21 protein-coding genes are annotated in these 26,111 nt (G+C 72.4%); 9 read left to right on the top strand and 12 right to left on the bottom strand.

What is annotated here, in order from left to right; genetic code table 11:
- Positions 1-3 precede the first annotated feature (3 nt).
- The 3 genes from EIY87_RS34375 to EIY87_RS34365 are packed head-to-tail and all read right to left on the bottom strand — an operon-like array spanning position 4 to position 4,084.
- The gene (locus EIY87_RS34375; protein ID WP_125314061.1) at positions 4-1,194 is read right to left on the bottom strand and encodes an FAD binding domain-containing protein; all 1,191 of its coding nucleotides are present in this window, start codon (positions 1,192-1,194) and stop codon (positions 4-6) included.
- On the bottom strand, positions 1,194-2,573 hold the full coding sequence (locus tag EIY87_RS34370) for an MFS transporter (protein ID WP_125314060.1): 1,380 nt from the start codon (positions 2,571-2,573) through the stop codon (positions 1,194-1,196). The genes EIY87_RS34375 and EIY87_RS34370 overlap by 1 nt, the downstream gene beginning before the upstream one ends.
- 20 nt (positions 2,574-2,593) lie before the next feature.
- Complete coding sequence (locus EIY87_RS34365) at positions 2,594-4,084, bottom strand: aldehyde dehydrogenase family protein (protein ID WP_191984374.1); 1,491 nt, start codon at positions 4,082-4,084, stop codon at positions 2,594-2,596.
- Between the two features lie 119 nt (positions 4,085-4,203).
- Between EIY87_RS34365 and EIY87_RS34360 the strand changes: the two genes are divergently transcribed.
- The 3 genes from EIY87_RS34360 (at position 4,204) to EIY87_RS34350 (ending at position 8,837) form a co-directional block, all read left to right on the top strand.
- Positions 4,204-5,937, top strand: coding sequence for a helix-turn-helix domain-containing protein (locus EIY87_RS34360; protein WP_125314059.1), 1,734 nt, complete (start codon positions 4,204-4,206; stop codon positions 5,935-5,937).
- Between the two features lie 385 nt (positions 5,938-6,322).
- The gene (locus tag EIY87_RS34355) at positions 6,323-7,939 is read left to right on the top strand and encodes an enoyl-CoA hydratase-related protein (RefSeq protein WP_225440213.1); all 1,617 of its coding nucleotides are present in this window, start codon (positions 6,323-6,325) and stop codon (positions 7,937-7,939) included.
- 79 nt (positions 7,940-8,018) lie between these two features.
- Positions 8,019-8,837 carry an IclR family transcriptional regulator gene (locus EIY87_RS34350; protein ID WP_125314058.1) on the top strand — a complete coding sequence of 273 codons (819 nt, stop codon included), beginning with the start codon at positions 8,019-8,021 and terminating at the stop codon, positions 8,835-8,837.
- 19 nt (positions 8,838-8,856) lie between these two features.
- Here the strand turns inward: EIY87_RS34350 and EIY87_RS34345 are convergent, their stop codons facing one another.
- From EIY87_RS34345 to EIY87_RS34305, 9 genes are read right to left on the bottom strand one after another with little or no spacing between them, the layout of a single operon-like run.
- Positions 8,857-10,326 (bottom strand): dihydroorotase, encoded by a 1,470-nt coding sequence (locus tag EIY87_RS34345; RefSeq protein ID WP_125314057.1) that lies wholly within the window; start codon positions 10,324-10,326, stop codon positions 8,857-8,859.
- An 8-nt stretch (positions 10,327-10,334) separates the two neighbouring features.
- Entirely contained in the window at positions 10,335-11,714 is a 1,380-nt protein-coding gene (locus tag EIY87_RS34340) for an FAD-dependent oxidoreductase (RefSeq protein ID WP_125314056.1), read from the bottom strand.
- Entirely contained in the window at positions 11,711-12,343 is a 633-nt protein-coding gene (locus tag EIY87_RS34335) for an aspartate/glutamate racemase family protein (RefSeq protein ID WP_125314055.1), read from the bottom strand. The genes EIY87_RS34340 and EIY87_RS34335 overlap by 4 nt, the downstream gene beginning before the upstream one ends.
- Entirely contained in the window at positions 12,343-13,692 is a 1,350-nt protein-coding gene (locus tag EIY87_RS34330; RefSeq protein WP_225440212.1) for an MmgE/PrpD family protein, read from the bottom strand. Before EIY87_RS34330 ends, EIY87_RS34335 begins: the two co-directional genes overlap by 1 nt.
- Positions 13,689-14,390 carry an ABC transporter ATP-binding protein gene (locus EIY87_RS34325; RefSeq protein WP_125314054.1) on the bottom strand — a complete coding sequence of 234 codons (702 nt, stop codon included), beginning with the start codon at positions 14,388-14,390 and terminating at the stop codon, positions 13,689-13,691. Before EIY87_RS34325 ends, EIY87_RS34330 begins: the two co-directional genes overlap by 4 nt.
- Positions 14,377-15,111, bottom strand: a complete 735-nt coding sequence (locus tag EIY87_RS34320; protein ID WP_225440211.1) for an ABC transporter ATP-binding protein — start codon at positions 15,109-15,111, stop codon at positions 14,377-14,379. The genes EIY87_RS34325 and EIY87_RS34320 overlap by 14 nt, the downstream gene beginning before the upstream one ends.
- Entirely contained in the window at positions 15,108-16,148 is a 1,041-nt protein-coding gene (locus EIY87_RS34315; RefSeq protein ID WP_125314052.1) for a branched-chain amino acid ABC transporter permease, read from the bottom strand. Before EIY87_RS34315 ends, EIY87_RS34320 begins: the two co-directional genes overlap by 4 nt.
- Complete coding sequence (locus tag EIY87_RS34310) at positions 16,145-17,158, bottom strand: branched-chain amino acid ABC transporter permease (protein WP_225440210.1); 1,014 nt, start codon at positions 17,156-17,158, stop codon at positions 16,145-16,147. The genes EIY87_RS34315 and EIY87_RS34310 overlap by 4 nt, the downstream gene beginning before the upstream one ends.
- Complete coding sequence (locus tag EIY87_RS34305; RefSeq protein WP_125314050.1) at positions 17,155-18,399, bottom strand: ABC transporter substrate-binding protein; 1,245 nt, start codon at positions 18,397-18,399, stop codon at positions 17,155-17,157. Before EIY87_RS34305 ends, EIY87_RS34310 begins: the two co-directional genes overlap by 4 nt.
- 246 nt (positions 18,400-18,645) lie before the next feature.
- Here EIY87_RS34305 and EIY87_RS34300 point away from each other — a divergent pair, with 246 nt between their 5' ends.
- The 6 genes from EIY87_RS34300 to EIY87_RS34275 all read left to right on the top strand — a co-directional run bounded on the left by EIY87_RS34300 (position 18,646) and on the right by EIY87_RS34275 (position 25,981).
- On the top strand, positions 18,646-19,833 hold the full coding sequence (locus tag EIY87_RS34300) for a CaiB/BaiF CoA transferase family protein (RefSeq protein WP_125314049.1): 1,188 nt from the start codon (positions 18,646-18,648) through the stop codon (positions 19,831-19,833).
- Positions 19,830-20,645 (top strand): HpcH/HpaI aldolase/citrate lyase family protein, encoded by an 816-nt coding sequence (locus EIY87_RS34295; protein WP_125314048.1) that lies wholly within the window; start codon positions 19,830-19,832, stop codon positions 20,643-20,645. The genes EIY87_RS34300 and EIY87_RS34295 overlap by 4 nt, the downstream gene beginning before the upstream one ends.
- The gene (locus tag EIY87_RS34290) at positions 20,642-21,463 is read left to right on the top strand and encodes a cyclase family protein (RefSeq protein WP_125314047.1); all 822 of its coding nucleotides are present in this window, start codon (positions 20,642-20,644) and stop codon (positions 21,461-21,463) included. Before EIY87_RS34295 ends, EIY87_RS34290 begins: the two co-directional genes overlap by 4 nt.
- A complete protein-coding gene (locus tag EIY87_RS34285) occupies positions 21,460-22,863 on the top strand; it encodes an MmgE/PrpD family protein (protein WP_191984372.1) in 1,404 nt (467 codons plus the stop codon). Before EIY87_RS34290 ends, EIY87_RS34285 begins: the two co-directional genes overlap by 4 nt.
- 425 nt (positions 22,864-23,288) lie before the next feature.
- On the top strand, positions 23,289-24,959 hold the full coding sequence (locus EIY87_RS34280; RefSeq protein ID WP_125314046.1) for a PQQ-dependent sugar dehydrogenase: 1,671 nt from the start codon (positions 23,289-23,291) through the stop codon (positions 24,957-24,959).
- Positions 24,960-25,012: 53 nt separating this feature from the next.
- The gene (locus tag EIY87_RS34275) at positions 25,013-25,981 is read left to right on the top strand and encodes an SMP-30/gluconolactonase/LRE family protein (RefSeq protein WP_225440209.1); all 969 of its coding nucleotides are present in this window, start codon (positions 25,013-25,015) and stop codon (positions 25,979-25,981) included.
- The last annotated feature ends 130 nt before the right edge of the window (positions 25,982-26,111 follow it).

Raw genomic sequence — 26,111 nt, 5'->3', positions numbered from 1 at the left:
GGGTCAGCGGACGGGGCCGTAGAGGCCGAAGCGCAGGTCGGGGTCGCCGGGAGTCCAGGTGTTGTGGAACTGGGACCGCTCGCCCATTTCCTTGACCCGGGCCAACAGGCGGGCGCCGAGGTCGAGCTGGGCCGGCTCCCACTTCCGCAGTGCGGCGGGGATGTCGCCGTCGGCGGCGGTCAGCGCGTCGGCGAGCGCCCAGGCGTCGGCGGCCGCCTTGGCGGTGCCGGCGGCGGCGTGCGGGCGGGCGGCGGAGGCGGCGTCGCCGAGCAGCGCGACCCGGCCGTCGGCCATCTTCGCCGACCGGACGTCGGAGACGACCTGGATGTAGGGCTGCTCGGTGGCGCTGACGACCTCGGCCGCGGCCGGCGCGAGCACCTGCGCGGCGGTCGCGCGCATTTCGTCGACGTAGCGGTCCTGGACCTGGCCCGGGTGCAGCGAAACGGTGCCCGTGAAGCCGCGTTTGTCGATCAGCAGCTCGGCCAGCTCGCCACCGGCGGGCACGTTGCGGTACCACACGTAGTTCATCAGCCGGTCCCGCGGCCCGGTCCCCGTTTCACCCGGGATCGGGTAGAGCGTGATGTGCGAGTGCGGGACGACGCTGTAGGTGATCGCGTTGCCCATCAGTTCCCGGACTTCGGCGGGCAGGGTGTGCTCGGGCACGGTGCCGCGCCAGCCGACGTACCCGGAATAGTCCATGGTGGACTCCGGGTCGAGGACCCGGCGGCCGACCGAGGTGATCCCGTCGGCGAACACCACCAGCTCCGCCTCCGCCCGCCGGCCGCTGACGAACCGGACGGTCGCGTGGTCCGCGTCCTGCGAGACACCGCAGGCGAATTCGCCGAGGTGGTAGTGCTCGGTGCCGAAGTCGGCGAGCAGCGCGCGGTAGAAGGTGCCCCACGAGGTGTAGGTCCAGCGGCGGCGCTCGCGGTGCAGGATGTCGTTGCCCGGGCCCAGGTACTGGACGTACTCGGTCGCCGTGGACAACGTCTCCGGGTCCTGGCCGCTGCGTTCGGCGAACCAGCGGACCGTGTCCGGCTGCAGCACGATCCCGCCGCCCCGGCCGTCCAGCGGCGTGGGGGTGCGTTCGAAGACGTCGACCTCGAAGCCGAGGTCGCGCAGCAGCAGCGCGGTGGTCAGCCCGCCGATGGAGCCGCCGATCACGACGGCGCGGACGTGGGCGTACGGGGGCATCAGAGCTTCTCCTCGGCAGGGGCCGCGGCTTCCGCGGCCGGGACGGTGACGGGATCCGACGGCAGCGGCAGGCCGCGGGTTTCCGGCGCGAACAGCAGCCCGAACGCGCCGAGCAGGCCGACCGCGACCACGCACGTGGTGGCCAGGCCGAGGTCACCGCCGAACCAGGACGCGGCGATCACCCCGGCGACCATCGGGCCGGCCGCGGTGAAGTACCGGCCGATCCCGTTGTACAGCGCCATTCCGGTGGCTCGGACCGACGGCGGGAACAGCTCCGGGCCGTAGACGAGGATTCCGGACAGAGCGCCGTACAGCCCGAAGCCGGCGATCGGGATCAGGCCGAGGAACAGGCCCCAGCCGGGGCCGAACGGGAAGAGCAGCACGACGCTGACCGCCGAAATCGCGAAGCTCGTCAGGAACGCCCGGCGCCTGCCGATCGCGTCGGCGAGGAAACCCCAGGTGGCGTACCCGAACACGCCACCGGCGTTGAACAGCATGGACGCGATCGCGACACGCGAGTTCGCCACGTCCGGGGGCAGCGCGGCGGCCGCGGCGGCCTGCCGGATGACCTGCGGGTACCACGTGGACACGCTCCAGAACGCGACCAGCGAGCCGGTGGCCAGCGCCGTACCGACCAGGGTGGGCCGCAGCAGCGGCCGGGTGCACAGCCGGCGCAGCACGAACCGGTCGTGCTCGTGGCGCTGTCCCGCGGCCCGCCGGGCGCGGCGGGCGGCGATCGTGCCCTGGATCTCCGGCGGTTCCGGGACGTGCCGCCGGATGAAGTAGACCAGCAGCGCGGGCAGCACGGCGATCCCCATCATCAGGCGCCAGCCGTAGCCGCCCAGGATCGAGTAGCACAGCGCGGAGATGAAGAACCCGAACGCGTAGCCGGACATCATCACGCCGCAGGCGCGGGCCCGGTAGCGGTTGCGCCAGACCTCGGCGACCAGTGCGGCCCCGACCGGCGCCTCCACCCCGGAGCCGAGCCCGGCGACGAACCGCAGCAGGCCCAGCTGCCACCACGTGTCCGCGAAGGCGGCGAGTGCGGTGAACACGGCGTAGGTGACGATCCCGGCCGAGAGCACCCGGACCCGGCCGAAGTAGTCGGCGAGGATGCCGAAGAGGATCCCGCCGGTGCCCCAGCCGACCAGGAAGAGCGCGACGGTCAGGCCGCCGTACAGGCCGATGGAGCCTGCCGCGGGGTGGATCCCGCTGTGCGGCAGCAGCTCCGTCATGGCCGGGCCGAGGATCAGCGCGTACAGGCTGCCCGCGAACCCGTCGAGGGCCCAGCCCATGGTCGTGCCGGCCAGCACGAGCCACTGGGTGCGGGTGACGACGGTGCGCCAGGACCCCGGCGCCGGGGTGGGGGTGTTCGCCATGGTCGGCTCCTTTGCCGAGGTCAGTTGAGGCGGCCCGGGACGGCGGAGCCGTACCAGTCGACGTCGTCGGCGGCGGTGCGCACGACGACGGTCTTGAGCCAGGTGAAGTCGTCGAAGGACTCGGTGCCGGCGTCGCGGCCGGTCCCGGACTCCTTGATCCCGCCCCACGGCAGGGACGGTTCGAGCCGGTGGTGGTCGTTGACCCAGACCATCCCGGCGTGGATCCGGTCGGCCACGCGGTGCCCGCGGGCCAGGTCGCGGGTCCAGACGCCGGCACCGAGCCCGAACCGGTTGTCGTTGGCCTTCGCGATCGCGTCGGCTTCGTCGTCGAAGGGCACCACGACGGCGACCGGGCCGAAGATCTCTTCCCGCGCCACCCGCATGTCCATCGTCGCGTCGGCGAGCACGGTGGGCCGGACGAAGAACCCGCCGTCCAGCGGCGCGGGCAGGTCCGGGACACCGCCACCGGCGGCGACGCGGGCGCCCTCGGCGCGGCCGGCCTCGACCAGCGCCAGGACCTTGTCCCGCTGCGCCGCGCTGACCAGCGGCCCGAGCTGCGTGGCCGGGTCCGACGGGTCGCCGATCCGGATCGCCTCGGCGCGCCGGGCCAAAGCCGTGACGAACCGGTCGTAACCCGCGCGCTGGACCAGGAACCGGGAACCGGCCACACAGGACTGCCCGGCCGCCACGAAGGCGGCGAACGCGGCACCTTCGGCGGCGGCGACGGGGTCGATGTCGTCGAACACGACGATCGGGGTCTTGCCGCCGAGCTCGGCGGTCACCCTGGCGAACCGGTGCGCGGTGGCGACGGCGGCCGCGCGCCCGGCCTCGGTGCCGCCGGTCAGGGTGATCTTGGCGATGTCCGGGTGCCCGGTCAGCCGCTCCCCGACCTCGCGCCCGCCGGTCACCACGTTCACCACGCCGTCCGGGATCCCGGCCTCCGCGAGCAGTCCGGCCATGGCCAAAGTGGACAGTGGCGTGGTCTCGGACGGCTTCACCACGACGGTGTTGCCGGTCGCCAGCGCCGCGGACAGGCTGCGCGCGAGGATCAGCAACGGGTGGTTGAACGGGGTGATGATCCCGCAGACGCCGAGCGGGGCCCGGCGCTGGTAGGTCAGGTACGGCCCGTCGGACGGCAGCACGGCGTCCCGCTGGGCGGCCAGCAACCCCGCGTTGTAGCGGAACCACTCGGGGACCCGCGACAGCTGGGCACGGGTCTCGGTGACCGGGCGGCCGTTGTTGCGCGTCTCGAGCCGGTAGAGGTCCTCGGCGGCCGCCTCGACGACGTCCGCCGCGCGCAGCAGCAACCGGCCGCGCGCGGTCCGGGTCAGGGCCGGCCACGGGCCGTCGAGGAACGCCGCGCGGGCGCGGGCGACGGCCGCATCGACCTCGGCGAGCGAGCTGTCGGGCACGGTGCGGAGGACGGCGCCGGTGGCGGGGTCGAGCACCGGGCGGCCGGCGCTCTGGTCGGACTGGGCGTGCACGGGGGTCGAAGCGGTCGTCGTCGACATTCCGGCCCTTTCTCTGGCGGGTGGGTCGCTTCGGAGTCTGACTTCCGCGGCCCCCGCTTCGATATGTCGCAGGAGACACAATTCGACGATCACGGTGTCTTCTGAAACACTCCTTGCTCGTGGACGACGAGCACGAGCTGCACACCTGGCTGGCGGCGATCGGCACGCTCACCTCGGCCGTGAACTCCGGCCGTGGCCTGCGGGAAGTCCTGAACCTCATCGCCTCGACCGCCCGGCAGCTGCTCGGGCTCGACTTCTGCGGCGTGCTGGTGCCCGACGCCGGGGAAACCGCTCTGGTGATCGCGGGGTGGAGCGGGCTGTCGGACACCTACGTCGCGCGGGTCAACTCCGATCACCCGGTCCGGCTGGAGACCGACGCGCACAGCGGCGCGCCGTCGAGCCGGGCCTACCGCTCCGGACGCCCGGCCGCCGTCAGCGACATCTCGCTCGAACCGGGGTTCATCTGGGGCGGGGTCGCCCACGACCAGGACTACCGGTCGATGCTGTCGGTCCCGCTCGTCACCGCGTCCGGCGTGATCGGCACCCTCAACAGCTACCGCTCGGCGGTGCACGAGTTCGACGCCGAGGAGACCGGGCGCCTGCAGCTGCTGGCCGAGCACGCCGCGATCGCGATCACCTCCGCCCGGCTGGTGGAGAACCTGCGCGAGCAGCACGAGCTGGTGACCCGCTCCGAGCGGATCCACGAGCGCCTGCTCCGGGTGGCCGTCCGCGCCGGTGGGATGTCCGGCATCGCCGCCGCCCTCCACGACCTGCTCGACACCCCCGTGGTGCTGCAGGACGCGCGCGGTGAGGTGCTGGCGGCGGCCGGCCCGCCCGCCGACCCGCCCGGGGGCGGCTGGACCCCGGCCGCGCCGGGCGGCGAGCTGGTCCGCGAACAGGACGGCCACGTCGTCGCCGACGTCGTCCTCTCCGGGGAGGTACCCGCCCGCGTCTGGCTCCCCCGCCACCCCGGCCCACTGTCCCCTGTGGACCGCCGGGCCCTGGAACACGCCTCGGTGGTGCTGTCGCTCGAGCTGCTCCGCCGGCGCACCGCCCTGGAAGTCGAACAGAACCTGCGCGGCGAGCTGCTGGCCGAGCTGCTCGCCGGCGCGGACCCGCGCGCGGAGGCGGTGCGCCACCGCGCCCGCCTGCTGGGCCACGACCTGACCCGGCCCCACCGCGCACTGGTCGGACGGATCGACCCCACCGGACGAGGCAGCGCGACCCAGGCGCGGCGCCGCGCGACGGACGAGGCCAACCGGCTGGCGTCCACCATCACCCCGCGCCCCCTGGTGGCCCAGCACCGGGACGCCGTCGTGGCCCTCTGGCCGCTCCCGGCGACCGGCCCCGAAGCCGCCGAATCCCTGCGCAGAGCTCTTTCCGCCGCGGTCGGCGTCGCCTCCGCGACGGTCGCGGTGTCCGAACCCACCGACCACGAGTTCGCCGAGGCCTACCGCACCGCCAAGGGCGCACTCGCCGTAGCCGGACCGGGCGGCGGCGTCGTCACCCTCGACGGACTGGGCGTGGCCGGCCTCCTGCTCCGCCTCGACGACCCGGAACCGCTGCACCGGTACGCCGAACGCACCCTCGGCCCGCTGCTCCGCCACGACGAGCAACACGGCACCGCACTGGTGGCCACCCTGCGCGCCCACCTGACCCACCACCTGGACCGCCAAGCGACCGCGCAGGCGCTCTTGGTGCACCCCAACACGATCAGCCAGCGCCTGCGCCGCATCGAGACGTTGACGCAGCTGGACCTGCGCAACCCGTCGGCGGCCGTCGAAGCCCGGTCGGCGTTGACGGTCCTGGACGTCGCCCGCGGCCTGTCCCGCCGTCCTCCGCAGCCGGGTTGACGCGCCCGGATTGGGGTCTTCTCAGTAGCCGCGATGTCCTGAATGAGTCATTCAAGACGCGAGCGCCAGCGGCACGTGACGTCCAGCGCTCCCGCACCCCGAAAACAGGAAACCCGAATGAACGGGTTGTTTCCCATCGGAATCGAAAACCGTCAAAAGAATTCGGACCACGGGTAAGTGCGCTGCGTATCCGGGCCACCCCGGTCGGTCGAATCCGCAGACACTATTGGCAGCGTCGCGCCGCGCGGTCCACCAGGTACCGTCGGACGATCCCGACGGCCGGCCGAGCGGAGGCGCGTTGAAGATCCTGTTGCTGTGCACCGCGTTCAACGGACTGAGTCAACGCGCGTGGGCCGGTTTGCGGGCCGGCGGACACCGCGTCACCGTGCGAACGGCAGCCGATCCGGAATCGATCGCCGCCGCCGTGGCGGACGTCGAGCCCGAACTGATCCTCTGCCCGTTCCTGCGACACCGGGTGCCCGAAGCCATCTGGCGGCGGTATCGCACGATCATCATCCACCCCGGACCGCCCGGGGACCGGGGTCCGGCCGCGCTGGACTGGGCGATCATGGACGGCGAACCCACCTGGGGCGTGACGGCCCTGCAGGCGACCGGCGACCTGGACGGCGGCCCGATCTGGGGGTCGCGGCTGTTCCCGATGCCGTCCGACCCGCCGCGCAAGAGCACCCTCTACAACACCCAGGTGGCCGACGCGGCGATGAGCCTGATCGCCGAAGTCGTGCGCAAGGCGGAAACCCCGGGCTTCACCCCGCAACCCCTCCACCGCCACCGGCCCGGCGCCACCGCGCGGTCCCGTCCCCCGGTGCGCCAGGCCGATCGGGGCTTTTCCTGGCACGAGCCGGCCGCGCACATCCTCCGCCGCATCCGCGCGGCCGACGGCAGGCCCGGGGTGCGGACCAAGCTGGCCGGGGTACCGGTCGCCGTGTTCGACGCTCATCCCGGCGACGCTCCGCCCGGCGAGCCCGGCACGATCGCGGCGCACAGCCACGGCGCCGTGCTGGTCCGCACCGGGGACGGCGCGCTCTGGGTGGGACACGCCCGGCGGCTGGCCGCACCCGGCGTCCCGGTCAAGCTGCCGGCGGTACTCGCCCTCTCGGGTGTTCCCGAGCCGCCGGAAGCCAAGGAGCTGCCGGGCTTCCGGGAGATCGGCTACCGGCGAACCGGCGACGTCGGGCTGGTCAGCTTCGACTTCTACAACGGCGCGATGTCCACCACCCACTGCCGGCGGCTGCTCTCGGCGCTCCGCCACGCGATGGCGCAGGACACCAAGGTCGTGGTGCTGGCCGGCGGCGAGGTGTTTTCCAACGGCCTGCACCTGGGCGTCATCGAAGCGCACCCGGACCCCGCGGGGGAAGCGTGGCGCAACATCACCGCGATCGACGACCTCTGCCGGGAAATCATCACCTGCACCGGCCAGCTCGTGGTGTCGGCGCTGTCCGGCGGCGCGGGCGCCGGCGGGGTGATGCTGGCGCTGGGCGCGGACAAGGTCATCGCCCGGGACGGCATCACGCTCAACCCGCACTACCGGACCATGGGCCTCTACGGTTCCGAGTACTGGACCTACGTGCTGCCCCGCCGGGTCGGCGAAGCACAGGCACGACAGCTGACCACGCGCTGTGAGCCGATCAGCGCGACCGAAGCGGCCGGGCTCGGCCTGGTCGACCGGCTCGCCGCGAGCGACCGGAAAGCGTTCACCGCGGCCGCGCTCGACTACGCCGCCGAATTGGCCGAAGGGCCGCGGGCCCGCGCGCTGCTTGCCCGCAAGCGTGCCGCCCGGGCCGCCGACGAGCGGCACCGGCCCCTGGAGACCTACCGCGTGCGCGAACTGGCCGAGATGACCGGCGACATCTTCGACGACCACCGCGGTTTCGCCCGCGCCCGGCGCGCGTTCCTCACCAACCAGCCGGGCCCGAAAGCGCCCGCCGTGCCCGCACCCCGCGTCCCGGAAGCGGCCCACCGTATCGCCCACCGGAACGAATGACTCAATGCACACCTCGGAAGTGCTACAATTTCGGCGAAAACGTTCCCGCCAGCGAAACAGAATTCCGAGGACGACGAGGGTGGCTGTCAACAGTACCGCCGGGCGCAAGCCCGCCAGCGCGCCGGACAACGCCGGCACCGAGGCCGCCGCCCGGGTGGCCGACGTGCTGCTGCTCTTCACCGGCGGCCCCCGGCACCTGGGCGTCAGCACGATCAGCCGTGAGCTCGACCTCTCGAAGGCGGTCGTCTACCGGATCCTGCAGTCGCTGGTCTCGCGCGAGATGCTGGCCACCGACCCCGGCGTCGCCGGCTACCGGCTCGGCCCGGCGGCCGTCGCGCTCGGGGCGAGCGCCCTGCGGCGGTTCGACGCCCGGGTCGCCGCCACGCCCGTCCTGCGGCGGCTGCGGGAAGAAACCGGCGAAACGACGACGCTTTCCGGGCTGGTCGGCGACGAACGCGTGTACCTCGACCAGTTCGAAAGCCCGCGCGAGATCAAGATGACCGTCGAACTCGGCCGCCGGTTCCCGCTGCACGCCGGGTCTTCCGGCAAGGTCATCCTGGCGTCGCTGCCCGAGGAGCGCCGGGAAGCCGTGCTGCACCGGGAACTGCCCGCGCTGACCGAGCACACGATCACCACCGCCGAGGAGCTGCGCGCGGCCCTCGCCGAGGTGGCCCGCGACGGCGTCGCCGTCTCGCTCGGCGAACGGCAGCCGGGCGCGGGGTCCGTCGCCGCTCCCCTGTTCGGGCCGGACGGCGAAGTCCACGGTTCCATCAGCATCTGCGGCCCGCAGTACCGCTTCACGCCCGACGCCGTGGCCCGCTACCGCGATCTCGTGCGCGAAGCTGCGGCCGAGATCCGGCAGAGCTGGGCCTGGCTGCAGGAGCCGGGCGGCCGGTGAGGCACCGGCCGCCCGGGGCTCAGCGGCCGCGCTTGAGGTAGCGGCCCACGGGGTCACCGGCGATCTTGCCGTCGGCGAACACGTGGTTCCCGCGCACGAACGTGTCGGTCACCTTCGCCGTCATGTCGAAGCCCTCGAACGGCGTGTACTCCTGAGTGGACTCCGACTCCGCCGCGCGCACCGTCCACCGGACGTCCGGGTCGACCAGCGCGAAGTCCGCGTCGAAGCCCTCGGCGATGTCGCCCTTCTTCAGCAGGCCGTAGCGGCGCGCCGGGTTCCGCGAAGTCAGCTGCGCGATCCGCTGCAGCGACAAGCCCCGCTTGGTGCCCTCGCCGACCAGCCCGGGCAGCAGGTACTCCGCACCGCCGAAGCCGGACTTCGCCAGGAAGACGTCGTCGCGGTCCGCACCGAACTTCAGCTCGTCGCGGCAGCACGCGTGGTCGCTGACCACCCAGTCGACCTCGCCAGCGAGCACGTGCCGCCACAACGCCTCGACGTCCTCGCGCTCGCGCAGCGGCGGGTTGACCTTGCCGCCGATGCCCGACGCGGTGTCCACATCGGCCAGCAGGTGGCCGATCGTCACCTCGCGCCGGAAGTCGATGTGCGGGAACGCCTTCGCCATCGTCAGCGCCGCCGACAGCGCCTTCTCCGACGACAGGTGCAGCAGGTTGATGTTCGGCAGCCCGGTTTCGTGCGCCAGGTAGGACGCGATCGTGACGGCCAGGCCTTCGGAGTGCGGCGGCCGCGACGCGCTGTAGGCCCGCAGGCCCGACAGCGAGCCGTCCTGCTCGACCAGCTTCGTGTACGCGGTCATGATCTCGGCCGTTTCGCAGTGCAGCGACAGCGAAAGGTGCGGCGCGTACTCGGTCAGCACCTCGCGCGCGTGCTGGACCCCGCGCATGACGAACTCGAAGTGCGCGATGTCGTAGCGCTCGTCCGGCGGGATCATCAGGAAGTCGCTCTGGCTGGTCGACCGCCCGTGCAGGCCGTGGCTGCCGTAGAACATGAAGATCTTGAACGACGTGACGCCGAATTCCTCGACCAGGTAAGGAATCTCGGAGATGTGCTGCGAGCTCATCGGCGCGAGGTGGAAGGCGTAGTCGACGTAGGCATTGCCCTCCGACGCGCTCAGCACCTCGGGGAAGAAGTCGCGGTAGCTGCCGCCCTTGTTGAGGTAGTACTGGCCGGTGCGCATGTACGTCAGCGACGTCGTGACACCGCCCTGCGCGCTCGCGCGGCTTTCGGTGCGGGTGTCGGTGGCCAGCTCGTTGTAGATGCCCCAGTGCTGGTGCGCGTCGACCACGCCGGGGAAGGCGAGCAGCCCGCGGCCGTCGACGACCCGCGCGGCGTCGTCGACGGGCAGGTTCGGCGCCACGCGCGTGATCGTGCCGTCGTTCACGGCGATGTCCAGCAGTTCGGGCTCGGACCCGTCGGCGTCGCCGGGGCGGACGACCCGGACGTTCTTCACGAGCAGTTCCGTGGTGGCCATTTCTCTCCTCAGCTTGCGGTGTGCGAAGTCAGGCGCCGGGCGACGGCGCCGGCGGCCAGGTAGGCCAGCCCGAAGGCGGGCAGGAGCCCGTTGCCGGGCAGGTAGCCGGCGGCGCCGTGGCCGGAGATGCTCGCCGCGGCGCCACCCGCGGCGTACAGCCCGGGGATCGGGCGGTCGTCGGGGTCGACGACGGCGGCGTGCTCGTCGACCAGCAGGCCGCCCTGGGTGTGGAACAGCGCGGGCACCACCCGGACGGCGGCGAGCTGGCCCGAAAGGGGGCGTTCCCAGTGGGTGCGGCCGTGCTCGTCCGGACGCTCGCCGCGCGCGATCGCGGCCGCCGTGGCGATTTCCGGCTCCAGGGCGTCCGGTGGCAGGCCGGTCGCCTTCGCGAGCCCACGAGCGTCGTCGGCCCAGACGAGAGCGCCCGCCGAAACGACGTCCCGGAAGTCCTGGAACGGCTGGCACTGCTCGAAGATCGTCTCGTCGAGGACGATCCAGCCGGTCGACCCGGGCCGCGCGGCCAGTTCGGCGGCGTACTCGGAGTAGCCGCGGGTTTCGTTGCCGAAGCGGCGGCCGTCGAGGCCGACGAGGAACCCGCCGTGGATGATCGTCGCCCAGCCGACCAGGGTGCCCGCGGCGGCGGAAACCGCGCCGTGGCCCTGGTACGCGTCGAGGAACCCGGTGGCGGCACCCAGCTTCTCCCCGATGCGCAGCGCGTCGCCGAGCGACTGGTCGCTCCCCTGGTACAGCGCTCCCGAGATCTCGGGAACGTGCTGCGCGACGAGGTCGGCGTCGGCACCGAAGCCGTTGGTGGCCAACAGAACCGCCCGGGTCGGGATCTCCTCCTTGGTCCCGTCCGGGTACCGGACCACGACCGCGCGCACACCGTCCACATCGGACAGGACGTCGACGAGCCGGGCGGGCGCGAGCAGCTCGATGTTCTCGTGCTCGGTCACGCGCCGCGCCAAGTGGTCGATGACGCCGGAGCCGTGCCGTCCCGGGATCGAGTGGCAGCGGGGCACGGAGTGGCCGGGGTAGTTGAAGTCCGTCACCAGCGACAGCGGCAGCCCGGCGGAATCGGCGAGCCATTCGACCAGCGGGGCGCTCACCTCGGCCAGGGTGCGGGCCAGCCGGGCGTCGGCCTGCCCGTGCGTCTTGGCCATGATGTCGGCGACGAACCGCTCGGGCGAGTCGTCGACGCCTGCCGACGTCTGCCAGCGGGAGCCCGCACCGGGGAACATCGCCGTGGACATCGAGGTGTTGTTGCCGCGCCGGAAGTGCTCGCTCGCCTCGACCACCAGGACGGAAAGTCCCAGTTCGGCGGCCCGCAGTGCGCCCGCGAGGCCGCCGCCCGCGCCGGCGACGACGAGATCGGGTCCGTCGGTCACAGGTCCTCCACGGTCAGCAGCCGCAGCGCCAGTTCGGTCGGGTCGACGATGCGCGCGGGCAGGTCGGCGGGCTCGACGTCGACGGCCGAGCAGCCGTTGATCACCGCCGTCGCGCCCAGTGCGGCGAGTTCGCGCACCGCCGTGCCGAGCGCCGCGTTCCACGTTTCGGTCTCGGCGATCGCGGAGAACGGCAGGTCCAGCACGCGCACGCCGGCGAAGTACCCGGTCAGCCGGTAGGCCGCGATGCGCTTGGCGAACTCCTCGGCGATGGCTTCGTTGCGCACGACTGCGCCGAACCGGACGCCCTTCGCGGCGAGATGGGACGCCGACAGCTTGAGCAGGCCGTGCACCGGCACCGGCGGCTGCGCGACGGCGTCGGGCACCGCCGGGTCCAGCACGCAGTCCGGGAAGGCCAGGTCCCAGCCGTCGCCGGCCGCCGCGAGCACGGCGGCGACCTCGCGTTCGGAGGCGCGCACGGACTCGCCGGTGTCCAAAGTGGCCGGTGCGGCCGGGCCGACGTCGCGCAGCTCGATCTCCAGGCCCGGTGGCGCGAGCCGGTCGTAGCGCTGCTGCCGCCGCCGGATCTCGTCGGGCGGCAGGTGGATGGGCGTCACCGCGAGGGCACGCATCAGTTCGGCTCCTTCTCTCCGGTTCCGGCCAGCTCGCGCAGCGCCGCGCCGACGCGGGGCAGCCCGGGCAGGTCCCGGCCCAGTGCGGCGGCGCGGTCGACGACGGGCGCGGGGAGCCACGTCTCGAGCAGGCCGGCCAGCTCGGGTCCGGTCAGCGGGTGGTGGTCGGCGTCGCCGACCGGGTTGGGGACTTCGTGGGTGAGCGACGTGCCGTCGTCGAACGCGACGGTCACGCGGGCGGCCCGTTCGCCGGGCAGCCGGGCGGTGAGGTCGGGGGCCTCGACGAGCCGCACCCGGCTCGCCAGCGCCCGCACGTCCGCGTCGCAGAGCGGGCTTTCCGGCCCGACCTCGCCGGTCAGGGCGGCGGTGGCGACGACGAACGGCGTCGAGAACATCGCCGAAAGCCGGTTCGACCAGTCCACATCGGACAGTCCGGCGCCGAGAACGTGGGTTTCGACCAGGACGTGGGTGATGCCGCCGACCCGGAACCCCGGTCGCGAGCGCAGTTCGAGCACGGCGTCGGCGGCCGGGTGGGTGAAGGAGCAGGACGCGTGGCGCTTGAAGTAGCCGCGCGTGATGTCCCAGCGGGTACCCAGCTCCGCGGCCAGCTCCCCGGCGTCCAGCGAACCGAGCAGCGTGCCGAGCGAGAGCGCGGCCGTGCCGGTGGTGCGGGCCAGCCCGGCCGCCGCCATCCGCGCGGCGGCGAGCCCGGACGTCGCCGACGCGCCCAGCCAGGCGTTGCGCACCGGGTTGCCCTGCGTCGCCGAGTCGAAGTGCCCGGCGATGCCCATCCCGGCCGCGGTGTCGATGGCGGCCGACACCGCGCCGGGCGGGAGCCCGAGCAGCCGCGCGCAGCCCGCCGCCGCGCCGGGGACGCCCCAGCTGCCGTGCGGGTGCGCGCCCGCGCGCAGGGTGGTCGCGCGGCCGAACCGCGCGGCGACCTCGTAGGCGGCCAGCAGCGCCGCCGCGGTGTCCGCGCCGGTGCTGTCCAGCTCGGCCGCCAGCGCCAGCACCGCGGGGAAGCCGTGCGCGGCCGGGTGCCCCTTGGCGTACTTGTGGCCCTCGTCCAGCTCGAGCGACACCAGCGCGACGGCGTTGAGCCACGCGGCCGCGTCGGTGCTCACCAGCCGTCCGCCGCCGATCAGCGGAGCCGGTCCCGCCGGCGCGCGCCAGGCGTCCACCAAGGCCCGCTGCTCCGGCAGCGAAGCACCCAATGCGGTGACGCCGACGATATCGAGCAGGACGAGGGCGAGCCGATCGAGCACCGCGGCCGGCACGCTCGCGACGTCCAGTTCGGCCACCCACGCTCCCAGCGCCGCGGTGGCGGAAGCGGCTTGTTCGGTCTTCACAGTCCCAGGTACGCCTTCCTGACGCGCTGGTCGCCGGCCAGTTCGGCGCCGGTGCCCTGCAGCACCGTCGACCCGCTTTCCAGGACGTACGCCCGGTCGGCGATGGCCAGCGCCTGCTTCGCGTTCTGCTCGACCAGCAGCACCGCCACCCCGCTGTCCCGGATGCGCTGGACCGCCTCCAGCACCGTCCAGGTCAGTTTCGGCGAAAGCCCGGTCGACGGCTCGTCGAGCATCAGCAGCCGCGGCCCGGCCATCAGCGCGCGGCCGATCGCGAGCATCTGCTGCTGGCCGCCGCTGAACGTCTGGGCGACCTGCGTCCGGTGCTCGGCGAGCACCGGGAACAGGTCGTAGACCTCCTTCAGCGACGTCGCGGCCTGCGCGGGCGTGCGGGTCCACGCGCCCATCCGCAGGTTCTCCTCGACGGTGAGCGTGCCGAACAGCGCCCGGTCCTCGGGCACATGCACCAGGCCGTCGCGGACGAGCTGATCGGGACGGCGCCCGGCCGTCGGTGCGCCGTCGAGCGTGACGCGGCCCGAGAGCGGCTTGAGCTGGCCGCAGATGCTGCGCAGGGTCGTGGTCTTGCCCGCGCCGTTGGCGCCGACGAGCGCGACGATCTCGCCCGCGTCGAGGTGCAGGTCGACGTCGTGCAGGATCCGCATCCGCCCGTACCCGGCGCACACCTTCTCAAGCGTCAGCATGGGTCGGCTCCTCCCCGAGGTAGGCGTCGATGACGCGCGGGTCGCTGGTGACGGCTTCGGGTGAGCCGACGGCCAGCACGCGGCCCTGGTCGAGCACGAGGACGCGGTCGGCCAGCCGCATCACGGCGGCCATGATGTGCTCGATGAACACCAGCGTGACGCCCTCCCGCTCGCGCAGGGTGGCGAGCAGGTCGAGCACCGGTTCGCGCTCGGCCGGGACGAGCCCGGCCAGCACCTCGTCGAGCAGCAGCACCTTCGGCCGGGTGGCGAGTGCCCTGGCCAGCTCGAGGCGCTTGAGCCCGGCGGTCGGCAGGTCGGTGGCGCTGCGGTGCGCCCACGGCCCCAGGCCGACGCGCTCCACGACGTCGAGCGAATGCTCCCGCAGCTCCTTCGCGCTCAAGCGGTGGTGCTGGGCGGCGAGGCTGACGTTCTGCGCGACCGTCATGCTCGCGAACGGCCGCATCAGCTGGAACGTGCGGACCATCCCAGCGCGCGCGATCCGGTCGGGGGCGCGGCCGGTGACGTCGTCGCCCGCCAGCCGCACGCGGCCGGTGTCCGGGGTCAGCGCGCCCGAGATCACGTTGAACAGCGTCGTCTTGCCCGCGCCGTTCGGCCCGATGACGCCGAGGATCTCGCCCTCGGCCACGGTCAAGTCCACATCGGACAGTGCGTGCACGCCGCGGAACGCCTTGCCGACGCCGCTCACCTCCACGATGCTCATCGACGCCACCTCGCAGCGAGAGTTCCGACGATCCCCTTGGGCAGCAACCGGACGATCAGGATCACCAGCACCGCGTACAGCACCACGTCCAGGCCGCTGCGGCCCTGCAGGAAGCCCAGGAACTCCGGTGGCGTGCGCAGCAGCGTGGCGGTGACGTCGGTGAGCGAGCCGATGATGATCGCGCCGACCACCGGGCCCCACACCGTGCCGATGCCGCCGATGACGACGGGCACGATGGCCTGGATCGAGATGGCCGAGCCGAACCCGAGGTCGGGGTTCACGAACAGGTAGTACTGCGTGTAGAACGCGCCCGCCACGGCGGTGATCGCCGCGGACAGCGCGACCGTGAGCAGCTTGTGCCGCAGCACCGGGGCACCCAGGGACGCGGCCGCCAGCTCGTCGTCGCGGATCGCCGTCACGTAACGCCCGGCGCGGGAGTGCAGGAAGACGATGCTGACCGCGACCGCCGCCCCGGCCAGCACGAGCGCCACCCAGAAGTACGCGGGCGAGTCGGCCGGGAACTGGATCAGCCACAGCGACGAGTCCTGGATCAGCGGCACGCTGAAGCCGACGGCCTTGTTCGCGAACGCGCTGCTGGTGACGATCAGCCGCAGCATCTCCGCGAAAGCGAACGTCGCCAGCGCGAAGTAGGCGCCTTGGAGCTTGTAGCGGAAGGAGAAGTAGCCGATGACCACGGCGACCGCGGCGGCCACCGCCATCCCGGCCAGCATCCCGATCCACGGCGACACGTTGTGCTTCACCAGCAGGTACGCGCTCGTGTAGGCACCGAGGCCGAAGTAGGCGGCGTGGCCGAAGCTGAACATCCCGCCGAAGCCGCTCATGATGTTCCAGCCGACGGCCATCAGCAGGAAGATCAGGATCCGGACGGCGACCGCGCCCTGCGCGGCGGGGAGGATCAGCGGCAGCGGGATCGCGACCAGCACGAGAACCGCGAGGATCGCGAGCTGCTTGTTCTGCGGCCGAAGCGGCGGCGCCTTGACGGTAGACCCGGTGGGCGCTTCGATCGTGATGCTCATGCGCGCCTCCCGAACAGGCCCTGCGGACGGAGGAACAGCACGAGCAGGAACACCACGAAGACACCGAGCAGGGAACTCTGGCCGCCGAGGTAGATGGTCGTGAGCTGTTCGACCAGGCCGATCAGCAGGCCGCCGACGAGCGCGCCGACGACGTTGCCCATCCCGCCGAGCACCACGACCACGAACGCCGTGATGTTGAACTGCTCCCCCAGCGTCGGGGTCACCGTGACGAGCGGCCCGGCGAGCACCGCCGCCGCCCCCGCGCACGCCGTGCCGATGGCGAAGGTGAGCGTGTGCATCCGGCGGACGTTGATGCCGACCAGCGCCGCGCCGGGTGCGTTCGCGGCGACCGCGCGGATCGCCGTGCCCAGCCGGGTGCGCCGCAGCAGCCAGTACAGCAGGCCGCCGAGCACGATCGCGCCGAGGAACGCGTACAGCCGCGAACCCGCGACGACCGCGCCGAGCAGCGGGAACTGGAAGTCGCCGGGCAGGTCGATGGTCTTCGGCTCGGCGCCGAAGAACATCAGCAGGCCGTTTTCCAGCAGCAGCGACAGGCCGAGCGTGATCAGCAGCTGGTTCTCCAGCGACCTGCCGCCCGCGCCGGACAGCAGTCCACGATGGACGGCCGCACCGAGCAGGAACAGCACGGGCACCGCGACCACGAGCGTCAGGTACGGGTGGAGCCCGGTCGCCTGGATCATCCCGAAGGACAGGAACATCGCGACCGTGAGGAACGCGCCGTGGGCGAAGTTGACGATGTCGAGCACGCCGAAGATCAGCGTCAGGCCCATCGCGATCAGGCCGTAGAGGCCGCCGGTCAGGATGCCGGTGACCACCGACTGCCAGACCACCAGCCCGCTGCCGGACTGCAGCAGCGCGACCACGACCGCCACGACCAGGACGGCGGCCACGATGCCGGCGCGGCCGAGGAAACCCTTGTCCGCCTCGGCTTTCCGTTCGGGTGGTGCGGTTTCGGGGACGACGGGCGCCCCGGTGTCGAGTTCGGTCATGGACGCCACGCCACCCTGTAGTCGGGCCGGGATTCGGCTTTTTCGGGGGGATAAACCTGCTGGACGCGCCCGTCCAAGACCTGCATCAGGACGGGGAAGGCGTTGCTGTTGTCGCCGTTGGGCGCGAACCGGATCGGCCCGCGGCCCACGGTCAGGGGTGCGACCTGGGACGCGGCGATCGCGTCCCGCACCTTCCGCGGGTCGGTGCTCGCGGCCTGCTCCACGGCGTGCGCGATCACCTGGACCGCGTCGTAGGACAGCACGGCGCCGGTGCGCATCGGGTCGCCGTAGAGCTTCTGGTACTTCTCGCGCAGCGCGACGGTTTCGGGGTTCGTCGCGTCGTAGTGGTAGTTGGTGCTGAAGTAGAGGTTGCCGAGCGCGGCCGCGTCGGCGACGAACTTCGGCTGGTCGTACGCGCCGTTCGAGACGCCCCAGACCGCGCTGAGGTCCGGCTTCACCGACGCGATCGCCTTGGCCGCCAGCAGGCTGTCGCGGTAATAGCCGGCCACCGCGAGCACGTCCGCGCCCGCGGCCTTGACCTGCGTGACCTGCGCGGTGAGGTCGCTGACGGTCGCGGCGTCGTAACTGATGTTGGGGCCGACCTCGATGCCGAGCTGCTTCGCCGCGGCGGTGAAGGCGTCGGCCGCGCCGCTGCCGAAGTCGCTCTGCTCGTGCAGGAACGCCACCTCGCGGACCGGCTTGCCCGCCTGCTCCGACACGGCCTTCAGGTACTGCGCGGCGGCCGTCGCGATCGCCTTGCTGCCCGGCTGCACCCGGAACGAGTACTGGTAGCCGTGCGAGAAGATGGCGTCGGACGCGGTCACGTCCATGACGAACGGGACCCGGTTGCGTTCGGCCACGACGGCGACGTTGGTGCTCACCGCGCTCTGGTAAGTACCGACCAGGCTGACCGCGCCGGCCGAGATCAGCCGCTGGGCCTCGCTCTGCCCGATGTCGGCCTTGCCTTGCGTGTCCCCAGTGACCAGCTCGACCTTGCGGCCGCCGAGCGACTTGATGCCGCCGGCCGCGTTGATCGCGTCGACCGCCAGCTGCGCGCCACGGCGCATCTGCAGGCCGTCGACCGCGTTCGAGCCGCTGACCGGGTGCAGGGCGCCGATCTTGACCGGGCCCTCGTCCCGCCCCGCGGCGGCTCCCCCGGCTCCCATCGGAGCCGATCCCCCGCACCCGGTCACGAGCAGGGCCACCGCCCCGAGCCCCGCGACGAGCATTCGTGCGGACATGTCACCTCTTCCCCTTCGGCAGGGCTGTCGTTCCGCTTAGCGAAACGGCAGGTTTGTTGCCGGTCATCGTGACACCCGCCCCAACGTCAGGTCAACATCTGCGCACAACTTGACGGATGAGCGTGATCAGTGCGAACTTGGACAACACCGAACGACGTCGCTACGAAACTCGACGTTCACAAGTGTTCCTCTCGGCGAAACGGTGGTCCGCCCCGGCTCGCTGGACGAGAAAGGCAGGTAAGCCCCATGACGGGCGCTTTGTCCGGGATCCGGGTGCTCGACACCGCCACCCTGTTCGCCGGCCCTCTCGCCGCGACCCTGCTGGGCGACTTCGGCGCCGAGGTGATCAAGATCGAGCACCCGAACGGCGACCCCGTCCGCAGCCACGGCGCGCACCGCGACGGCGTCGGCCTCTGGTGGAAGATGCTCGGCCGCGGCAAGAAGGCGATCACCCTCTACCTCGGCTCCCCCGAGGGCCAGGAGATCTTCAAGAAGCTGGTGGCCGACGCCGACGTCGTCGTGGAGAACTTCCGCCCCGGCACCCTCGAACGCTGGGGCCTCGGCTACGACGAACTCAGCAAGATCAACCCCGGCCTGGTGCTCACCCGCGTGACGGGGTTCGGGCAGGTCGGCCCGTACGCCAAGCGCCCCGGGTTCGGCACGCTCGCCGAGGCGATGAGCGGGTTCGCCGCCATCACCGGCGAACCCGACGGGCCGCCGACGCTGCCGCCGTTCGGCCTCGCCGACGGGATCGCCGCGCTGACCACCGCCTACGCCGTGATGACCGCGCTGCGGGCCCGGGAACGGACCGGCCGCGGCCAGGTCGTCGACCTCGCCATCATCGAGCCGATCCTGACCCTGCTCGGGCCGCAGATCATCGCCTACGACCAGCTCGGCACGCTGCAGCCACGCACCGGCAACCGGTCCACGAACAACGCCCCGCGCAACACCTACCGCACCCGCGACGGCAGCTGGGTCGCCATCTCCACCAGCGCGCAGTCGATCGCAGAGCGCGTGATGCGGCTGGTCGGGCGCCCGGAGCTGATCGACGAGCCGTGGTTCGCCAGCGGCGCCGAGCGCGCCCAGCACGCCGACCTGCTCGACGACGCCGTCGGGTCGTGGATCGCCGACCACGACCGCGACGAGGTCGTCAAGGCGTTCGAGGAGGCCCAGGCCGCCGTCGCGCCGATCTACACCGCGGCCGACGTCATGACCGACCCGCAGTTCGCGGCGCTGGGCACGATCGCCACGGTCGACGACGAGGAACTGGGGCCGGTGAAGATGCAGAACGTGCTGTTCCGGCTGTCCGAGACGCCCGGCGGGATCACGTCCGCCGGGGCTCCGCTCGGCGCGCACACCGCCGAGGTCCTCGGCGGTCTCGGCCTCGGCGAGCCGGAACTGGCCGCGTTGCGCGAAAAAGGCGTGATCAAGTGATCCCGCGCAGCTGGCTCTACGTGCCCGGCGACCGGCCGGACCGGATCACGAAGGCGCTGAACGGCCCGGCGGACGCGGTCATCATCGACCTCGAGGACGCCGTCGCCGCGGCCGCGAAGGACGAAGCGCGGCGGAACGCACTGTCCGCTTTGGACGGTGGCGCGACCGCGTACGTCCGGATCAACGCACCGGGCACTCCCGCCGGGGAAGCCGACATCAAGGCACTGCGCGGCGCCGCGGGCGTTCGCGTGCCGAAGTGCGAGGACCCGGGTGAGGTGCGCCGGGTCGCCGACGCGCTCGGCGACCCGGTGTACCCGGTGCTGGAATCCGCGCTGGGCGTGGAAAACGCCCGGGACATCGCCACCGCGCACCCGCTCGTCGCGGGGATCTCGCTCGGTGAAGCCGATCTCGCCGCGGACCTGCGCGTCGCCGGCGGGGACGCGCTGACCTGGCCGCGGTCTCGCGTGGTCGTCGCCGCGCGGGCGGCCGGGCTGCCGAGCCCGGTGCAGAGCGTCTGGACCGCCGTGCGCGACCTCGACGGCCTGCGCGCGAGCACCGAAGCCGGGCGGGCGGCCGGGTTCTTCGGCCGGTCGGTGATCCACCCCGCGCAGATCCCCGTGGTGCACGAGGTGTGCGCGCCCGATCCCGGGGAAACCGCCTGGGCGAGCGAGCTGCTCGACCACCTCGAAACGACCGGGTCGGCGGCCTGGATCGACCACCGCGGACAGTTCGTCGACGCCGCGATCGTGGCGCGCGCCCGCTGGGTGCTCGCGATCGCGGGCTCGGAAGCAAAGGAAGGCCAGCACTCATGACGCGTCCCCAGGATCCGCTGCTGTCGGCGGTCGCCGGCGGGGTCCGGCTGATCGAGCTCGGGCAGCCGTTCTTCACCGGCATGCCCTGCTCGCCGAACCACCCCGGGTTCCGGATGACCCTGATCCGCCGCCACGGCGACATGCGCCGCCCGGACGGCGGCTCGGCCGCCAACGAGATCATCGTGACCGGCGGGCACGTCGGCACCCACATCGACGCGCTCTCGCACGTCAGCCACGACGGCAAGCTGCACGGCGACGTCGACGCCGCCGAGGCCCAGCAGGGCGGCGTGTTCCGCACGCACGGCGCGGAGAACCTGCCCGGCCTGCTGCGGCGGGCGGTCCTCCTGGACGTCGCCGCCGTCCACGGCGTTCCCACGCTGGAGCCGGGTTACGGCGTCACGGCCGAGGACCTCGACGCGGCGGCGAAGCGGGCGGGCACCGAGCCCGGCGCCGGTGACGTCGCGCTGATCCGCACCGGCTGGGCGCGGAACTTCGACGACCCTGTTTCCTACATGGGCAAGGAAACCGGCGTTCCCGGCGCGACGACGTCGGCGGCGGAATGGCTGGCGGCGCGGGGTGTCGTCGCGACCGGCGCGGACACGACGGCCTACGAGCAGATCCCGGCCGGCGCCGGGCACGCGGTGCTGCCGGTGCATCGGATCCTGCTGGTGCAGTCGGGCATCTTCATCATGGAGCACCTGAACCTGGAGGCGGTGGCCGAGGAGGGCGTGCACGAGTTCGTGTTCGTGCTGGCACCGCTGCGGATCGTCGGCGGGACCGGCTCCCCGGTGCGTCCGCTCGCGGCGGTGAGCGCATGACCGCGACGATCGTGCAGCAGCTGGCCGCGTTCGCCACGTCGGTGCGCGCCAAGGGACTGCCGCCGGAGCTGCGGGACGACGCCGCCCGGCGCGTCCTGGACGTGCTCGGCAACAGCCTGGCCGCGACCGCCGAGCGGCCCGCCGCGGCCGTCGGCGCGCTGGTGAAGGAGTGGGGCGGCACCGGCCGGGCCACGGCGATCGGCACCGGCGACCGGCTGCCGGAGCCGAGCGCGGCCCTGCTCAACGGCACCCTCGCGCACTCGCTCGACTTCGACGACACGCACCTGCCCTCGGTGCTGCACCCGTCGGCGTCCGTGGTCCCGGCGGCCCTCGCGGTGGCGGAGTCCCGGGGCACCACGGGCGCCCAGCTGCTGGACGCGATCGGCGTCGGCGTGGAGATCACGGTCCGGCTCGGCATGGCGGGCTACGACGAGGAACTCGGCAACTCCGTGTTCTTCGAGCGCGGCCTGCACGCGACGGCGATCTGCGGCGCCCTCGGCGCGGCGGCGGCCGCGGCCATGCTGTCCGATGTGGACGAAGCAGGGATCGCCGACGCGCTGGGCATCGCGGCCAGCATGGGTTCGGGCCTGCTGGAGGCCAACCGCACGGGCGGCACGGTGAAGCGCGTCCACTGCGGCTGGGCGGCGCACGCGGCGGTGACGGCGGCGGGCATGGCGCGCCACGGCATCACGGGACCGCCCACGGTGCTGGAGGGCCGATTCGGGCTGCTGCAGGCGTTCTGCGGCGACCAGTCCGATGTGGCCGCGATCCTCGACGGCCTCGGTGAGCGCTGGGAGCTGCCCGGCATCTTCTTCAAGCCGTACCCCTGCAACCACTTCACCCACGCGGGCATCGACGCGGCCCGGCGGCTGCGTTTGCGCGGTGTCGACCCGGCGGACATCGTGGAGCTGGAACTGGGCGCGCCGACGGCGGTGCTGCGCACGATCGCCGAACCGCGCGAAGCCAAGATCCGGCCGCAATCGGGCTACCACGCGGCGTTCTCGGGTCCGTACACGGTCGCGACGGCGTTGCTGGGCGGCGGCGGGCTCGGCGTGTTCCACGACGACTTCACGGACGTGGCGGCCGCGGACCCGGACCGCCTGGCACTGGCGGCGAAGGTTCGTTGCGTCCCGGACGCCCGGTGCGACGAGATCTTCCCCCACCAGTTCCCGGCGGTCCTGCGCGCCCGCCTGCGCGACGGCAGTGAGCTGGAGGAACGCGTCGACGCCAACCGCGGTGGGCCCCGGAACCCGCTCTCGGCGGACGAGCTGGCGACGAAGTTCCGGCTGAACGCGTCGCGGGTGCTGCCGGACGAGGTCGGTTCGCGGATCACGGAGCTGACGTACGGGCTCGCGGAGCTGGCGGACATCACCGAGCTGACGGGGTTGCTCCGCAGCTGAAGGCAACCCCGCCTGCCGGGAATTCCGGAAGCGGGCCCGCCGGGGAAATCCCGGCGGGCCCGTTCTGCTCACCGGCCCACGGTCCCCGACGACCGGCTCGCGATCATGCCGCTGATGCGCCCGCGACCCCGCGCTCACGGCGTCCTACCTCAGGGTCCCGGCAAAGTCGTGGCGGTTTGCCCGGCGGTGGCTTCGCCGGCGTCTCGAATGAGTCATTCAGGTCTTCGGAGGTCCTGAATGACTCATTCAAGACCTCCGCGGGGCTGCCCGGCGCCACTCGCCGCGGCGTCCCACCTCATCCACCCGTCCCCAGTGCTGGACGCGGTTGGAAACCCGCTCACCGGTCTTGTCGGCGGCAAACCCTTTGCGCTACGGTCCTCGGGAGCGCTCCCAGTGGCTTCGCATCCCCCTGAGAGAGGAACACCATGCGAGCTACTCCGAGAAGGACCCGCACGGGCCTCCGGGCGGCGACCACCGTGGTGCTGCTGGGCCTGGGTGCCGTGCTCCCGTCCCCCGTCGCGTCGGCCGCGGACGGCGACACCACACCCCCGACCGCGCCGGCCGATCCCCGCACCTCGGACCTGTCGTGCACCGGCGTGACGTTCTCGTGGGCGGCGTCGTCCGACGACGTCGGGGTGGCCTTCTACGACGTCTACCACGACGGCCAGCTCATGACCTCGGTACCGGGCACGGCGCTGTCGGCCGAGCTGACCGTCGTGCCCGGGGCCACCTGGGGCCTGTACGTCAACGCCCGCGACGCCGCGGGCAACGTCTCCCAGGCCAGCCCCACGGTCCCCGTCACCGTGCCGCAGTGCCAGGCCGACACCGAGCCGCCCAGCACCCCGGCCGGCGTGACGGCCACCGCGTCGGGCACCACGGTCACCGTGCGCTGGTCGCCGGCCACCGACAACGTCGGCGTCACGGGCTACGAGGTGCTCCGCGACGGCATCCAGGCCGGCTCGACCGGCGGCGCCACGACTTCCTTCACCGACAGCGGCTTGGCCGCGAACACCCGCTACCAGTACCAGGTGCGGGCCCGCGACGCCCAGGCCAACCGGTCGGCCCCGAGCACCGCGGTCGCGGTCACCACCGGTACCTCCTGCGCCACGGCCATCTGCTCGGTCACCAGGGTCGCCACCGAAACCGACCTGCCCTGGGGCCTGACGACCCTCCCCGACGGACAGGTGCTCTACAGCCGCCGCGACGCGTTCGAAATCGTCCGCCTCGATCCCGCCACCGGCACGCAAACCGTGGCCGGGCGGATTCCCGACGTCGTCGGAACCGACGGCGAGGGCGGGGTCCTGGGTCTCGCCGTGGCTTCCGGCTTCGCGGCCGACCCGTGGCTGTACGTCATGCACACCAGCGCGACCGACAACCGGGTGGTGCGCGTGCGCTACCGCGGCGGTGTGCTCACCGGCACCCCGGAGGTGCTGCTCACCGGCATCCCGCGCAACAAGTACCACAACGGCGGCCGGCTGCGCTTCGGCCCCGACGGCAAGCTCTACATCTCCACCGGCGACGGCCAGAACGGCGACTGGGCCCAGGATCTCACCGTCCTCGCCGGGAAAGTCCTGCGCATCAACCCCGACGGCACCGTTCCGTCGGACAACCCCTTCGGCACCCCGGTGTGGAGCTACGGCCACCGCAACCCGCAGGGCCTGGCCTTCGACGCCCAGGGCCGGTTGTGGGAACAGGAATTCGGCAACAACGTCATGGACGAGACCAACCTGATCGTCCGCGGCGGCAACTACGGCTGGCCCCGCTGCGAGGGCACCACGGGCAGCTGCGCCGAGCCCGGCTTCATCGCGCCCAAGCACACCTACCCCGTCGCCGAGGGCTCGTGCAGCGGCATCGCCGTGGTCCGCACCGGCCTCTACGTCGCCTGCGAGCGCGGGACACGGCTGTACCGGGCCGAAATCTCCGGCGACAGCCTGACCGACGTCCAGCCGTACCTCACCGGCACGTACGGGCGGCTGCGCACCGTGGAACCGTCCGCCGACGGCGGCTTGTGGCTGACCACCAGCAACTACGGCGACAAGGACAGCATCCCGGACAACAGCGACGAAAGCATCCTCAAGGTCGAGCTCGGACGGTGAAACCCCCTTGCGGAAGGAGAGCCGCCATGGCTCATCGAAAAACACTCCGTCGCATGTGGACGGTGACGACGGCGATCGTCGCCGCGGGTGTGGTGACGCCCGCGGCGTCCGGCACCACCGCCTCACCGTGCGCGCCGGACGGCACCTACGGTCCGCCGTTGCCGAGCCAGTCGGTGACGGCCCAGCTCATCCGAGGCGGGTTCAACTTCCTCGAAGGGCCCACGTGGGACCAGCGCACCGGCACGCTGCTGCTGTCGAACATGCAGAACCCCACCGGCCCCCAGGGCGTGCAGCCGTCGGCGATACTGCGGTACACGCCGCCGGCCGGCTTCGAGACGTTCATCGCCGACTCCGGCAGCAACGGCCTGGCGATCACCGCCGACGGCACGCGGGTGCTCGCCGCCACCCACGACAACCGCACGGTGTCTTCCTACAGCCTGGCCGACCGCAGCCGGACGACCGTCGCGGCGAACCACCTCGGCCACGCGTTCAACTCCCCGAACGACCTGACCACCGGCCGGGACGGCACCACCTACTTCAGCGACCCGAACTACCAGCGCGGCAACCGCGCCGACGAGCAAGGCGGCCGCACGAGCGTGTTCCGCGTCCGCGACGGCGTGGTCGGCCTCGTCGACGACACGCTGCCGCAGCCGAACGGCGTCGTCCTGTCCCCCGACGGCAAGACGCTCTACGTGGGAGCAACCGGAGCCGACGCGATCGTGAAGTACACCGTCTTCCCCGACGGCAGCACCGGGAACCGCACGACGTTCGCGAACATGCGAACGCCCGACGGCGCGACCATCGACTGCGCGGGCAACGTCTACTGGGCCTCCTTCGACGAAGGGCTCGTCCACGTCTTCTCGCCGTCAGGCGTCCAGCTCGGCACGATTTCCGCCGGCCGCAACACCACCAACGCGGCGTTCGGCGGCCCGGACGGCCGGACCCTGTACCTCACCTCCGGGGTTTCCGGCGCGTTCGGCCTCTACCAGGTGCGGCTCAACGTGCCCGGCAACCCGTACTGAACGCCGCCCGCCACGCCGAGGGCGGTTTCGACTTCGTCCGTGCCGTGGTGGGGTGATGTCTTGAATGAGTCATTCAGGACCTCCGAAGACCTGAATGACTCATTCAAGACGCGAGTGCAGCCGCAGGGCG

Source organism: Amycolatopsis eburnea (assembly GCF_003937945.1).
Taxonomy (GTDB): domain Bacteria; phylum Actinomycetota; class Actinomycetes; order Mycobacteriales; family Pseudonocardiaceae; genus Amycolatopsis; species Amycolatopsis eburnea.
The sequence above is the reverse complement of the archived record's forward strand: the minus strand, read 5'-3'. Positions and strand labels throughout refer to the sequence as shown.